Source organism: Methylibium sp., assembly GCF_965279545.1.
Lineage (GTDB): Bacteria > Pseudomonadota > Gammaproteobacteria > Burkholderiales > Burkholderiaceae_C > Methylibium.
In genome coordinates, this window is record NZ_OZ257250.1 from 674,860 (window position 1) to 688,534 (window position 13,675).

The following is a 13,675-nucleotide window of genomic DNA, read 5'->3' on the forward strand; positions in this document are numbered from 1 at the left end:
GATGCGGGTGAACGCGACTTGGTATCGGCCGCTGCGGTGCTCAGCGCGCGGTCAGTCCCAGCAACTCGATCTCGAACACCAGCGTCGCATTCGGTGGGATCAGGCCGCCACCGGCGCCGCTGGGGCCGTAGGCGATGTCCGGCGGGCAGGTGAGCTTGGCGCGGCCGCCGACCTTCATGCGCTGCACGCCTTCGGTCCAGCAGGGGATCACGCGGTTGAGCGGGAACTCGATCGGCTGGCCGCGCTTGTAGGAGCTGTCGAACTCCCGGCCATCGGTCAGCTTGCCGCTGTAGTGCACCTTCACCACGTCGCTCGGGCGCGGGCTGCCGCCGCTGCCGTCTTTCAGCGACTGGTAGACCAGGCCGCTGGGCGTCACCACCGCGCCCGGCTCCTTCGCCGCGTTGGCCAGCACGTCCGGCTGCGCCTGCGCGGCCAGGGCCGACAGCGACAACAGGGCGGTGCACAGCAGGGGAGCGATCTTCGCGGTCGTCGTCGTCACGGGCGGGCTCCGGTAGGCAGGGTGGTGGAGCGGCGCATCATGCCCGGGCCCCGTTGCCTGCGCAAACAGGCTGCCCCTGGCACTTCACCACTTCACTCTAGGGACGTTCACCGCCGCGGGCCTTCGCGGCGGGGCGCACAGCGCGCACACTCGCGCCCGGTGCTCACGCCGCGAACGAGGTTCCGCCATGCTGACGGCCCGCGTGCAACTGTTCGAGTTTCTCGACGCCCTGCCGCTCGGCGGCAGCCAGGCACGGCTGCGGGTGAGGGTGGCGGGGCAGTGGCTGGTCCGCGTTCCCGTGCCGCCGGTCGAAGGCGAGCCGCATCCGCACGGCCCGCCCGAGTTCGAAGAAGAGCTCCGGCCTGACTTCTCCCACGCGGTCACGGTGGAGGGCAGCGGCGCGACCGGGCCGGACGGCCGCGCGCTCATCGAACTTTCACTCGATGCCGCCGTCGCCACGGTCGGGCGGCAACGCAAGGGCGGCAAACCACCGGTGTCGCTGGCCTTCGACCAGTCGCTGAGCGCCGACGCCTTCGGGGTCTCGCTGCCCTGGAGTCCGCGGGTGCAGGCGGTCGGGCTCGGCCCGGACGCGACGATAGCCCGCACGCTGGTGATCGACGTGGCCAAGTCCATCGTCGGTGACACCTCGGCGGTCCACACCACGCTGTGGTTCCAGCTGCACGGCGCGCCGGCGGTGGGTGACCGTCACGTCTGTGAACTGCGAACGGTCGGTGCCAGCCAGCCGGCGCGGCGCCTCGCGCTGGGCTTCGATGCCGCACGGGCGCAGACCGCCACCACCGTCTTCCTCGGCCTGCAGCCGGCCACGCGCTATGGCTACCTGCTGATCGCCGTGCGTGCCGACCACAGCGAACACGTGCTGACGCAGGGGCGCCTGCGCACGCTGCCGGCCGATCCGCAGCGGCTGAGCCTGGTCTTCGGCTCCTGTCATCTGCCCAGCGGGCCGGCGGCGCTCGGGCGCTGGCAGACGCTGTCGCGCCGCGACGACCACGACCTGCTGCTCCTGATCGGCGACCAGATCTACGGCGACGGCATCGAGAAGCAGTTCGCCGACACCGACAGCTGGCTGGAGCGCTACATCCGCCGCTACAACCAGCTCTGGGCCTACCAGCCGATGCGCGACGCGATGCGCAGCCGGCCCACCTACATGAGCCTCGACGACCACGAGGTGGTCGACGACTGGGGCACCGACCGGCCGAAGAGCGAACCCGCGAAGAGCGAGTTCGAGGCGCGCGAGCGCGACGGCGTCGAGGCCTACCGCATCTTCCAGCAGGCCCACAACCCGGGCGGCTACGGCGCGCCCCGCTTCGACTACCACTACCGCCGCGGTCCGGCGGCCTTCTACTTCACCGACAGCCGCAGCGCGCGCGGACGCAGCGCTGCCTACCCGGTGATGGGCTCGGCGCAGCTCAACCGCATGCGCGCGTGGTCGCGCTCGGCCGAGGTGCGCGAGGCCGACCTGGTGTTCGTCGTCGTGCCGGTGCCGCCGGCCATCCTGCCGATCGCCGAGATCGAGAAATGGGCCAGCCTGGCCGCGCCGGTGGTCGGCGCGGCCGGCGGCTCGCTGGCCGGGGCCATCGCCGGCGGCATCCTGGGCGGCATCGGCGGCTTCATCGTCGGCGGGCCGGCCGGCGCCGCGGCCGGTGCGGCGCTGGGGGCCGAGATCGGCGCGGGCACCGGCGCCGTGGTTGGCGCGGTCGGCGCCAGCGCGTATTACGAGCACCTCGAGGACACCATCCAGGACCCCGACGTGCGCGACGCCTGGACCTACGACAAGAACCTGCCCGACCTCGTGCGCCTGCTCGACCTGCTGTTCGACGTCGCCAACGACATCGATGCGCAGGGCCGGCCCGGCCCGCGGCCCAAGGGCGTGTTCATCCTCAGCGGCGACTACCACTTCGGCGCGATCCATCTGGTGCGCTCGACGCGCACGTCGGGCGCGCACGACCACCGCAACAACCCGGCGATGGTGCAGATCACCAGTTCGTCGATCTCGAAAGACGCGGTGAACATGCCCGAGTTCGAGACCATCATCCGCGCCGTCGAATCGGGTGGCGAGTTCCCGCTCGACGGCGACCACTACCGCGCCAAGTTCGTCGGCCGGCTGATGCAGCGCAACTTCGGCCGCGTGGCCTACGAGCGCAGCGGCCCGGGCCGGCGCTACCGCATGCAGCTGTATGTGGAGGGCGACAGCGATGCGCTGGCCGAGCTGTTCGAGATCGACCTCGACGCGCGGCCGGTGACGATGCGCAATCTGGTCGGCGAGTTGCTGGCCGCGCGCGGCCGCATCACGCTGCTGCGTGTGCACGAGGTCGGCGGCGGCTACGGGCCGGCGACCGACCGCATCGACGGCGAGGTGATCATCACGCTCGACACCGAGCCCGGCCGCGCCTTCGGCTTCCAGCTGAGGCGAGACACCAACCTCGCGGTGCGCCAGCGCCTGCTCGGCCTGCTGCGCGACGCCTTCAACCACGACCGCACGGTCGCCATCGACTACCTGCGCACGGGCCAGCACAACGGCACGCTGATCCGCGCCAGCGCATTCACGCACTAGGAGAACGGCATGGGACTCGAACAGAAGAGCGGCAAGATCGTGCTGCTGCGCGTCAACGAGGTCGGCGACGTGTTCGGCCCGGCCAACGACAACATGCAGGTCGAGGTGGTGGTGCAGCTCGACACCCATATCGCCGGCGCCGCCTCGGGCTTCAAGCTGCGCACCGACGGCAGTCAGCCGGTGCGCCAGGGCATGCTCGACCTGCTGCGCGACGCCTTCAACCACGGCTGGCGCGTCGGCTTCGATCACCAGATCGACGCCGGCAAGACCAAGGGCATCATCGTCCGCGTCTGGATCACCAAGGACCCGCCGCAGCCGACCGGCGGCACCGTGGTGGGCGGCACGCTGCTGAGCACGCTCGTCACGCGGTGACCGTTCGATGTGCCATGCCTGCCGGAGCGCCGGGCTCCTCCGGCAGGAATTCACGTCGGCGCGTTTCCTACAAGTCGAGCAGACGACTGCCGACCCCCGGCTTGGGTGGTGGGCTACGGCGCTTGCGCGGTACGCCGCCTAAGCTATTCCCATCGCCACTGCAGATCGCAGCCGTCGATGGGAGTCAGCACCATGAGTACCGCCCTGTTCCTTGCCGCCGACGCCAGCTACGAGCTGCGCTTCGATTCCATGTTCGTCACTGGACGCGGCCTGTCCTTCCCCTGCGACGCCACGGGACGTGTCAACCTCGACCACCTCAGCGAACGCGCGCGCCACAACTACCTGTACGCGCGGGCCGTCGTCGGTCGTGAGTTCCTGACGCCGGCCGTTTGCTGCCGCGCGATGCATTGATGCCAAGTCGCGTTCAAGCGCATCAAATCAGCGGGCGTCCTTCGGCTCCTTGCAGCCGATCGTGTGCGGGGGGCTGAGGTTCAAAGGGTCCACCGGTCGGCCGCCGGCAGGTACCGCGCGTTGCTGGCGAGGCCGCCGGGCGAGCGGCTCCGCTCATGCCCAGCCGCTGGTATCGCGGCTGGGCGTTCAGCAGCCGAGAGGCGCCTTCCGGCGCCTCTCGCGCGGCTTCACTCCCCCGGGTCGGCCTGGGGGCCGACGCCTCCTCCGCTACTTCGCTGCGCCGCTCACCCGGCGCCCTCACCAGCACTCACCATTGCCGCATGCGCAGGCCGTCAAGTCGCGGCAGGTCTCGGTGGTAGCAGCGCTGTGACGGGTCGTTGTGTGGAGTGAAGTAAAGGAGGAGGGCCGGGCGGTAGCCCGGACCGGGGGACATGAACGCAACACAGCGACCCGGCGCGGCGCCCTCCGGGCCCTATCACAAAGGCCGGCGCTCGTGACAATCCGAAGCCCGGTCGGGTCAAGGTCGGGAAGTTTTCCCGGCCGGTCAATTTGCGGCTTGAGGGAAACTCTCCGGCTCGTCACGCATCCCATGCAGGCGCGGGCCTGCTGCAGGCGTGCGTTCCGAACGACAACCGAGGAGACCTTCCGCATGAAATTCCATCGCCCGCGCGGCACCACCCTGTTGCCGGCCTTCGCGATCTCGCTGGTCGTCGGGCTTCACGCGCTGCCGTCGCAGGCCGCCGATGGCCAAGGCCTGGCCTATGTCAGCAACCAGAACGGCGAGCTGTCGGTGATCGACCTCGCGACGATGGAGGTCACCGGCGAATTCAGCAGCCCGGGCAAGGAGCCGCGTGGCCTCGGCGTCACGGCCGACGGCAAGCTGCTCGTGACCGCCAATCGCGCCGACGGCAACATCTCGGTGATCGACCGGGTCACCGGCAAATTGCTGCGCAGCATCGCGATCGGCAAGAACCCGGAGTTCGTTCGCACCCGCGGCCAGTTGGCCTTCGTGTCCTTCGAACCCTCGTCCGACGGCAAACCGCCGCCGAAGCCGGGTTCGCCGGAAGCGATGGCGGCCGAGAAAGCCAAGGACGACGACGACAACAAGGAGCCCGCCTACGTTGCCGTGGTCGACCTGAAGCAGGGCAAGGTGCTGCGCAGGATCAAGGGCGGTCTGGAAACCGAAGGCATCGAGTTCTCGGCCGACGGCAAGCACATCCTCGTGACCAACGAGGCCGATGACAACGTCACCGTGCACAGCATCGCCACGGGCAAGCTGGTGAAGACGATCGACGTCAAGCCCTATGGCGACCGCCCGCGCGGCATCAAGCGCGCGCCGGACGGCAAGTCCTACGTCGCGACCATCGAGCACGGCAACAAGATCGTCGTGATCGACAGCAGCTACAAGATCGTCAAGGAAGTGCCGACCGGCGACACGCCCTACGGCCTGGCCTTCGACCGCGGCGGCGAGCGCCTGTTCGTCGCCAACGCCAAGAGCAAGACGCTGCAGGTCTACGACGCCAAGACCTACGAGACCCTCAAGACCGTGCCGACCGGCGAGCGCTGCTGGCACTTCAGCTTCACGCCCGACGACAAGCAGATCCTGCTTGCCTGTGGCCGCTCGAACGAGGTGGTGGTGATCGACGCGGCCACGCTCGAGCCGATCAAGCACATCGCCGACAAGAAGCTGCCTTGGGGCATAGTCACCTATCCCAAGTCGGTCGGCAGTCTCGACTGGCCGGAGTGAACGGCGGTCGGTTCGGGTCGCCGGCTGCGACCTGAACCACGGAGGTGATCATGCTCGGAGTGGCCGACTACGGCGCGTTCGTCGTCACGGTGATCGTGTTCCTGGCCATCCCCGGCCCGGGCAACCTGGCGCTCATCACCTCCACCGGCAAGGGTGGGCTGCGCGGCGGCTTCGCCGCGACCTTCGGTGTGATCGCCGGCGACCAGGTGCTCATGTGGCTGGCGGTGGCCGGCGTCGCTGCGCTGCTGCAGGCCGCGCCGCTGGTCTTCGGCGCGGTGCAGTGGCTGGGCGCCGCCTACCTCGCCTACATCGGCTACCGGCTGATCACCAGCCGGCCCGGCGACGCGCCGGTGGTGCAGATCCTGCCGCGGCACTACTTCCGCCAGGCCTGCGCGATCACGCTGCTCAATCCCAAGGCCATCGTGTTCTACATGGCCTTCTTCCCCCTGTTCGTCGACCCGGCGCACCACCAGGGGCTGTCGACCTTCGGGCTGATGGCGGCGACCATCGCCGTGCTGACCTTCCTGTACGGTGCCCTCGTGGTGCTGCTGACGCGCCGCCTCGCCGACCGGCTGCGCGCCAGCCCGCGCGTGGTCAAGGCGCTGGAGCGGATGGCGGGCATGCTGCTGATCGGCTTCGGCGTCAAGCTCGTGCTGTCGAGGTAGGCCGCGGTCCGGCGGGCGGCCCCTGCCGAAGAAGCCTATTGCTTCGCCACCGCAACGGCAGTATCACTGCGGTCTCTCACAATCACCGAGGAGACTGCATGGCCACCAAGACCGGGATCGACCAGGACGCTCTGATCACGATGTTCTCGCAGGCGACCGCCAAGCAAGGCGAAGCGCTGCGCCAGACCGTGAGCGAAGCCACCTTGCACGCGCTGCAGGGTCGCGAGCTGACGCTGAAGAACATCCGCAGCGTGCTGAAGACAGTGACCGAGGCGGCTTCGACCGGCGCCGCGCAGCACGGCGGCCGGCCGGCGGAGGTCGAGGCGCTGCTGAGCACCGCGATCGACGGCATGGACGCCGCCCTGCTGCAGGCGGTGGAGGCCAACCGGCGAGCGCTGCAGCAGTTCCTGGACCAGGGCGCGGACCTGCAGAAGGGCGGCATCAAGAGCGCCCTCACCGACCTGGAGAAGCTGGAAGACACCTTCTTCAGCAGTGTCAGCAAGGCTGCCCAGGGCGCCGGCGCGCCGCTGCAGGGGCCGTGGGCGCAGGTGCTGGAGTCGATGAAGCTCAAGGGCACCGACAGCGGCGCACAGGCAGCACTGACGGTCGAGCAGCTGCTCGCCCAGGCGCAGAGCGCCTTGCGCGACAGCCGGGCCGTCGGCCTGCGCGCCGGCACGGCGCTGATGGACAGCTATGCGGCGCTGGTGAGCGGTGTGCTGATCGGCATGTCCGAAGGCCTGCAGCGTGGTGGCAAGGACGCCGGTGAGGGCCGTGCGGCGCCGTCGCGCAAGCGTTGAAACCCGGGCGTCCGGGGGCATCCCGGTGCCCCGGCGCCACACCAGGAGCGAAGCGATGACCGACCATGTCTACAAGCACATCGAGCTGACCGGCTCCTCGAAGAAGAGCATCGAGGCCGCGGTGCAGAACGCGATCGGCAAGGCCCACGAGACCGTGCGCAACATCCAGTGGTTCGAGGTGACCGAAACCCGCGGCCACGTCGTCAAGGGCAAGGTGGCGCACTGGCAGGTGTCGCTGAAGGTCGGCTTCACGCTCGAATAGACGCCGCGCAGCGCGCGGCGAGTCGAAGCGCCATACTGAACGGGGTGGACGTCGGCAAGAAGGACTACATCGGCAGTTGCCGAGCGCAGGTCATGGTGATCGATCAATTCCTGGCGGGTGCCGTCCTCACGGTGTGCGTGGGGCTGCTCCTTCGGCTGCTCGTGGGTGCCCACCGGCGCCAGCGCTTCGACGCCGCCGTGCGCCGTGCCTGGCTGGCCGCCCGGCAGCGTGCGCTGAGCCTGTGGCACTGGCGCGCCCGACGTGACGCCGCGGCGCGCGAGGCGGCCGAGGTCATCCGCCGTGCGGCGCGCAAGGCGGCCGAACGCGACGGCAACGTGATCCGCCCCAACGCGTTCCGCGAGCCGCGCAAGCCGCATTGACCCGGCGTCGCGCGAGTGCGGCGCATGGCTCGCCGTCCGCTGCCGGCGCCACCCGCCGGCTGGTGGCAACATGCCGCCTCGACGGCGCCACCGCCCCGGCGGCGGCGGCCGATCGTCACCGACCGAGACCTTCGATGCGACACCTCTTTCTGCCCCTGCTGCTGGCGACCAGCCTGCTGACCTCCTGTGCCACCGTCGTGAATCCGGTCACCGGGCGCGAGGAGCGCACCGTGATGAGCGAGGAGGCCGAGATCGCCGAGGGCAAGAAGGCCCACCAGCAGGTGCTGGCCGAATACGGCGCCTACGACGACGCCCGGGTCCAGGCCTACGTGAACGACCTGGGCCAGCGCCTGGCGAAGCAGTCGCACCGCGCCCACCTGCAGTGGACCTTCACGGTGCTCGACAGCCCCGAGATCAATGCCTTCGCGTTGCCCGGCGGTTACGTCTACGTCACGCGCGGGATCATGGCCTACATGGAGAGCGAGGCCGACCTGGCCGGCGTCATCGGCCACGAGATCGGCCACGTGACGGCGCGCCACGGCGCGCAGCGCGCGACGCGCCAGCAGACTGCCGGCATCGGCGTGCTGGCCGCCAGCGTGCTCGGTGCGGTGCTCGGCGTGGGCGACGTGGCGAGCCAGCTCTCGCAGAGCGTGGCCGCCGGTTACGTGGCCTCGTACAGCCGCGAGCAGGAACTGCAGGCCGACCAGCTGGGCGCCGAGTACCTGGCGCGCAACCGCTACGACCCGCAGAACATGGTCGATGTGATCCGGGTGCTCAAGCGCCAGGAGCAGTTCGCCGCCGACACCGCGCGCGCCGAAGGCCGCACGCCGCGCCAGGGCGGCGACTGGCTGGCTTCCCATCCCAGCAACGACCAGCGCCTGCAGCAGATCACGCAGATCGCCGGCGGCTACCAGGGCACCGACTACGTCGACGACGGGCGCGCCCGCTACCTGCAGGCCGTCAACGGCTTGCCGTTCGGCGACAGCCGCGCGCAGGGCGTGACGCGCGGGCGCAACTTCTACCATGAGCCGCTGGGCATCGCGCTGACCGCACCGCAGGGCTGGAAGGTGCAGAACGCGCAGGACGCCGTGACCGTGGTCAACGCGGCGGGCGATGCCGGCCTCATCGTGCAGAGCGTGCCCGACAAGGCCGGCAAGAGCCACGAGGACATCATCCGCAACGTCTTCAAGCCCACCCAGGGCCGCACCGAGCCGCTCAGCCTGAATGGCCTGAGCGCCACCCATTTCGTCGGCGTGCGCCAGAACCAGCAGGGCCAGACGCAGAACGTCGAAGCCACGCTGGTGACCGGCCCGGGAGCGAAGAACTACGCGCTGCTGTATGCGGGCAAGAATGCCGCCGCATTGCAGACCGCCCGCCCGCAGCTGCGCGAAGCCGAAGGCTCGTTCCGCGCGCTGAGCGCCGCCGACCGCAGCGCCGCCAGGCCCTGGGTGCTGAAGACCGTGGCCTATCCACGCGCCGGCTTCGCCGAACTCGCGAAGCGCTCGCCGCTGAGCAGCAATGCCGAACAACAGCTGCGCCTGATCAATGGTCTGTACGGCGGCACCGAAGAGCCCAAGGCGGGCCAACTGGTGAAGGTGGTCGAGTAGCGCCCAGCAGGTCGCGTCGGCCACGCGAGCGCAGGGAACCCCGGGCCCGCCCGCGCATCAGACCCCGATGACCATGACGAACGATTGGATCGACGCCTTGAACCGCAGTCTGCGCTGGGCCGTCACCTTGGTGCTGAAGCTGACGCTGACCCTCGCAGGGCTGGTGTTCATGCTCGGCGTGGTGGTGCTGGGCCTGACCGTTGGTGTGACGCTCGTGATCTGGGCGCTGCTGCAGGGCAAGCGGCCCGTCGCGGTGCGCTTCGGCCGGCAGCCCGGTGCCGACTGGAGCCGCTTTCGCGCCGCCGCGACACGCCGCTCGCCGAGCCCGGCGCCCACGCCGTCACCTGGCGAGGTGGTCGACGTGGAGGCGCGCGAGATCACCGACCAGCGGCCACGAGCGGACTGAGCGGCAAAGCCGCTGCCGCACCGAAGCGCCGTCGGGTGGCCGTGCTACTCCGGCGTCGACGGATCGCCATCGTCGCCGCCATCGGCCAACGCCTGGCGGGCCAGCTCTTCGTCGCTGAGCGCCGGTGCCGATTCCAGCGCGGCCAGTTCTTCCAGCATCTCCGGCGTCGGCTCGGCGTTGCCGAGCAGCACGTCTTCGAGCGTGGGGTGGGCCACCGCGATCTCCTCGTGATCCTCGGGCGACGGGTGCACGGCGGCCGGGGCCAACGCCGGCAGCTTGGCGGCGGCGAGTTCGAGTTGCTGGTCGATCAGCTTGGCGAAGTCGCCATCGTGCGGCGTGTCGATTGTGCTCATGGGCGGGCCTCCTTCATCCGGTACCGGCGGCACGGCCGGTCGTCGCCCCGATCATGCGCCAGCCCGTACCGGCCATCGGATCGGGGAATCTCTCGATGTACGCTGTCCTTCGCGGCACACTGCAGCTGCCGGGCGTCGGCCGCACGGGCTTTCCATGCTGGTCAAGCTCGACATCGCCACGCTGACGCGGGCCTGCACCCGGGCCTGACCGGCAGCCGAGGGAGACGCCGATGAAGCTGTACGCCCACCCTTTCTCGTCCTACTGCCAGAAGGCCCTGGTCGCGCTCTACGAGAACGGCACGCCTTTCGAGTGGGGCCTGCTCTCGCCGGAGAACGAACCGACGCTCGCCGAGCATGCGGCGCTGTGGCCGCTGCGGCGCATGCCGGTGCTCGTCGACCGCGGCCGCACGGTGATCGAGGCCAGCCTCATCGTCGAGTACCTGGACCTGCACCACCCGGGGCCGGTGCGCCTGCTGCCGCAGGACGCGCGCGACGCGCTCGAGGTGCGCTTCCTGGACCGCTGCTTCGACAACTACGTGATGACGCCGATGCAGAAGATCGTGTTCGACGCGATCCGCCCGGCCGAGCACCGCGACCCCTGCGGCGTGGCGGAGGCGCGCCGCTTGCTCGACGCCAGCTATGCCTGGCTCGACGGCCAACTGGCCGGCCGCACCTGGGCGGCCGGCGAAGCCTTCGGGCTGGCCGACTGCGCGGCGGCGCCGTCGCTGTTCTACGCCGACTGGGTGCATCCGATCGGCGAGGCCCAGCGCGTGTTGCGGGCCTACCGCCAGCGGCTGCTGGCACGGCCTTCGTTCGCGCGGGCGGTGGACGAGGCGCGGCCCTTCCGCAAGTTCTTTCCGCCGGGTGCGCCTGACCGCGACTGACCGCCCGCCCGCCCGTGCCTGTAACACCTGACAGGTGCCCTGATGAATGTCGCCTGTTCCAATGCCGCGAAGGGAGGACAACAGCATTGACGAGCATGTACAGCTGGTCCCGTCGCCGAACCCCGTTGGGGATCGGAGAACCGGGGAACGGTCCTTGAGTCGCGCGGGGGGCGGCATGGGCGCGCGAGGACCACTCGGATGAGCGGACCGCTCGACAACGGTCCGGCATTTCTCCTGAACCAGCCTGCCGGGCGCGACGAGCGCCGCCGTGCACTGGCTGTATTGCTGGTATCGGCGGTCGTCTTCTGCGTGCTGGCGCCGCTGGCGAAGTTGCCGCTCCCGCCAGTGGCGGCCTTCATCCCGGTCTACGAATCGGCGCTGCTGCTCAACGACCTGATCACCGCCGCGCTGCTGTTTGGCCAATACCGCATCCTGCGCTCGCGTGCATTGCTGATGCTCGGCTGCGGCTACCTGTTCACGGCACTGATGACCGTGGGTCATGCGCTCACCTTTCCGGGCCTCTTCGCACCCGGTGGCCTGCTGGGGGCCGGCCCGCAAAGCACGGCCTGGATCTACATGTTCTGGCACAGCGGCTTTGCGCTGTTCGTGCTGGCGTATGCCGCGCTCAGGCGTGACGAGCGCCCCGCGCCGGTGCCGGCGACCGCGCTGGCCCGCGCCCGCGCAGCGGCTGGGCCGGCGCTGACGGTCCTGCTCAGCGCCGGGCTCGTGCTGCTGGCCACGGTGGGGCAGTCGGCGTTGCCGGCCATCATGGCGGGCGACCACTACGCGCCGGCGATGCTGGGCACCGTGGGCAGCGTCTGGCTGTTCAGCCTGGGTGCGCTGGCGGCACTGTGGCGCCGGCGGCCGCATTCGGTGCTCGACCTCTGGCTCACGGTGGCGCTGAGCGCATGGCTGTTCGACATCGCCCTGTCGGCCATGCTCAACGCCGGCCGTTTCGACATGGGGTTCTACGCGGGCCGCATCTATGGGCTCGTGGCCTGCAGCGTGGTGCTTCTGGAACTGCTGCTCGAGAACGGTTCGCTCTACGCACGGCTGGTGCGGGCGCACGAGGGCGAACGGCGCAAGGGCCTCGACCTGATGGCCGCACGCGACCAGGCACAAGCTGCGAACGAAGCGAAGAGTCTGTTCCTCGCCAGCATGAGTCACGAGATCCGAACGCCGATGAACGCGATCATCGGCCTGACACAGCTCGTGCTCGAAACCGGGCTCGACCACAAGCAGCGTGACTACCTCTCGAAAGTACAAACCTCGTCGAAGGCCTTGCTGTCGCTGCTCAACGACATCCTCGACTACTCGAAGATCGAGGCCGGCAAGGTCACCCTGGAGGCCGAGGAGTTCAACCTCGAGGAGACCGTCGAGAACGTGGGCAACCTGTTCTCGGCCACCCTCGAGGAGGCCGGGTTGGACCTGTTCTTCGAGATCGACGAGAACATCCCGCAGCGCCTGCTCGGCGATTCGCTGCGCCTGACCCAGGTACTCAACAACCTGGTGGGCAACGCGATCAAGTTCACGCCGCGCGGCGAGATCGTGATCAGTGCCGAGACCGGGACCCGGAGCGGCGATCAGGTGCAGGTTCGTTTCGCCGTGCGCGACAGCGGTATCGGCTTGTCGAAGGAACAGGCCGACCGGCTGTTCCAGGTGTTCGCGCAGGCCGACAAGTCCATCACCCGCAGGTACGGCGGCACCGGCCTGGGCCTCGCGATCTGCAGGCGCCTGGTCGAGTTGATGGGAGGCGGCATCTCCGTGCGCAGCGCGCTGGGCGAGGGCAGCACGTTTGCCTTCACCGCCTGCTTCGGCATGCCGAAGCAGGGCGTCGAACGCATCGACCTGCACCGCATCCGGGGCATGCGCACGCTCGTGGTCGACGGCCAGCCGACGGCGCGGCTGATCCTGCAGCAGATGCTGCAGAGCTGGAGCTTCCAGGTCGGCACGGCCGCGTTTGCCGACGATGCCCTGCACAAGCTGCGCCGCGCGGATCGGCAAGCACCCTATGAACTGCTGCTGCTCGACTGGAAGACGGCGGATCTCGAGTTCGTGCGCGAAGCGCGCCGGATCGCGGCAGAGCGCACGTCGGCGCCGCTGGCGGTGGTGGTGATGACAACGCTCCACGCCCGCGAGAGCGTGATGCAGACCGTGCGCGATCTGCCGGTCGTGGCCGTGCTGCTCAAGCCGGTCACTCCCTCGCGCATGTTCGACACCATCGTCCGGTTGCAGCATGGCGAGGCGGCACAGCCGATGCCCGCGCAGGAGCAGAAGTCCGACCTGGCCGAGGCGATGCACCCGATCCGGGGCGCGCGCGTGCTGCTGGTGGAGGACAACCTCGTCAACCAGCAGGTGGCGGCTGCCTTCCTCGTGATGGCGGGCCTGGAAGTGACCCTGGCCGAAAACGGCATCGAGGCGGTGGACTGGGTCAAGAAGGCGTCGTTCGACGTCGTACTGATGGACATGCAGATGCCCGACATGGACGGCCTGCAGGCGACGCGCGTGATTCGGCTCCTGCCGCATGCCGCGCACTTGCCGATCATCGCCATGACCGCTGCCGCCATGGAAGAAGACAAGCAGGAATGTCTTGCCGCGGGCATGAACGCCCACATCGCCAAGCCGATCGATTCCAAGCAGCTGATCCACACGCTGCTGGCCTGGGTGCCGCCACCGAAGGCGGCAGGGGCGGGGACCAGCACGCCCTGATATCCAATCAC

The 13,675-nt window shown here is 69.5% G+C and carries 14 protein-coding genes; 12 read left to right on the forward strand and 2 right to left on the reverse strand.

Translation table 11 applies throughout. The features are described from left to right. Nucleotides 1-40 precede the first annotated feature (40 nt). The gene (locus tag ACQY9S_RS03180; RefSeq protein ID WP_428423122.1) at nt 41-499 is read right to left on the reverse strand and encodes an FKBP-type peptidyl-prolyl cis-trans isomerase; all 459 of its coding nucleotides are present in this window, start codon (nt 497-499) and stop codon (nt 41-43) included. 187 nt (nt 500-686) lie between these two features. On the opposite strand from ACQY9S_RS03180, the gene ACQY9S_RS03185 reads away from it, so the two are divergent. From ACQY9S_RS03185 to ACQY9S_RS03230, 10 genes are all read left to right on the forward strand, one after another. After that, entirely contained in the window at nt 687-3,071 is a 2,385-nt protein-coding gene (locus ACQY9S_RS03185) for an alkaline phosphatase D family protein (RefSeq protein ID WP_428423123.1), read from the forward strand. A 9-nt stretch (nt 3,072-3,080) separates the two neighbouring features. After that, the gene (locus ACQY9S_RS03190; protein WP_428423124.1) at nt 3,081-3,443 is read left to right on the forward strand and encodes a hypothetical protein; all 363 of its coding nucleotides are present in this window, start codon (nt 3,081-3,083) and stop codon (nt 3,441-3,443) included. Nucleotides 3,444-3,635: 192 nt separating this feature from the next. Then, entirely contained in the window at nt 3,636-3,854 is a 219-nt protein-coding gene (locus ACQY9S_RS03195; RefSeq protein ID WP_428423125.1) for a hypothetical protein, read from the forward strand. 649 nt (nt 3,855-4,503) lie between these two features. Continuing rightward, nucleotides 4,504-5,601, forward strand: coding sequence for a beta-propeller fold lactonase family protein (locus tag ACQY9S_RS03200; RefSeq protein ID WP_428423126.1), 1,098 nt, complete (start codon nt 4,504-4,506; stop codon nt 5,599-5,601). A gap of 50 nt (nt 5,602-5,651) precedes the next feature. Further along, on the forward strand, nt 5,652-6,266 hold the full coding sequence (locus ACQY9S_RS03205) for a LysE family transporter (RefSeq protein ID WP_428423127.1): 615 nt from the start codon (nt 5,652-5,654) through the stop codon (nt 6,264-6,266). A gap of 98 nt (nt 6,267-6,364) precedes the next feature. Then, nucleotides 6,365-7,063 (forward strand): DUF6781 family protein, encoded by a 699-nt coding sequence (locus ACQY9S_RS03210; RefSeq protein ID WP_428423128.1) that lies wholly within the window; start codon nt 6,365-6,367, stop codon nt 7,061-7,063. A 55-nt stretch (nt 7,064-7,118) separates the two neighbouring features. Continuing rightward, complete coding sequence (locus ACQY9S_RS03215; RefSeq protein ID WP_428423129.1) at nt 7,119-7,325, forward strand: dodecin; 207 nt, start codon at nt 7,119-7,121, stop codon at nt 7,323-7,325. Between the two features lie 44 nt (nt 7,326-7,369). Further along, nucleotides 7,370-7,705 carry a hypothetical protein gene (locus ACQY9S_RS03220; protein WP_428423130.1) on the forward strand — a complete coding sequence of 112 codons (336 nt, stop codon included), beginning with the start codon at nt 7,370-7,372 and terminating at the stop codon, nt 7,703-7,705. 134 nt (nt 7,706-7,839) lie between these two features. After that, nucleotides 7,840-9,312, forward strand: a complete 1,473-nt coding sequence (locus ACQY9S_RS03225) for a M48 family metalloprotease (protein ID WP_428423131.1) — start codon at nt 7,840-7,842, stop codon at nt 9,310-9,312. Nucleotides 9,313-9,385: 73 nt separating this feature from the next. Beyond that, entirely contained in the window at nt 9,386-9,718 is a 333-nt protein-coding gene (locus tag ACQY9S_RS03230; protein WP_428423132.1) for a hypothetical protein, read from the forward strand. Between the two features lie 44 nt (nt 9,719-9,762). On the opposite strand, the gene ACQY9S_RS03235 is transcribed toward ACQY9S_RS03230, so the two are convergent. Further along, the gene (locus ACQY9S_RS03235; RefSeq protein WP_428423133.1) at nt 9,763-10,071 is read right to left on the reverse strand and encodes a hypothetical protein; all 309 of its coding nucleotides are present in this window, start codon (nt 10,069-10,071) and stop codon (nt 9,763-9,765) included. Nucleotides 10,072-10,301: 230 nt separating this feature from the next. Between ACQY9S_RS03235 and ACQY9S_RS03240 the strand changes: the two genes are divergently transcribed. Both ACQY9S_RS03240 and ACQY9S_RS03245 read left to right on the forward strand, forming a co-directional pair. After that, a complete protein-coding gene (locus tag ACQY9S_RS03240) occupies nt 10,302-10,955 on the forward strand; it encodes a glutathione S-transferase family protein (protein WP_428423134.1) in 654 nt (217 codons plus the stop codon). 198 nt (nt 10,956-11,153) lie between these two features. Continuing rightward, nucleotides 11,154-13,664, forward strand: coding sequence for a response regulator (locus ACQY9S_RS03245; RefSeq protein WP_428423135.1), 2,511 nt, complete (start codon nt 11,154-11,156; stop codon nt 13,662-13,664). Nucleotides 13,665-13,675: the final 11 nt, after the last annotated feature.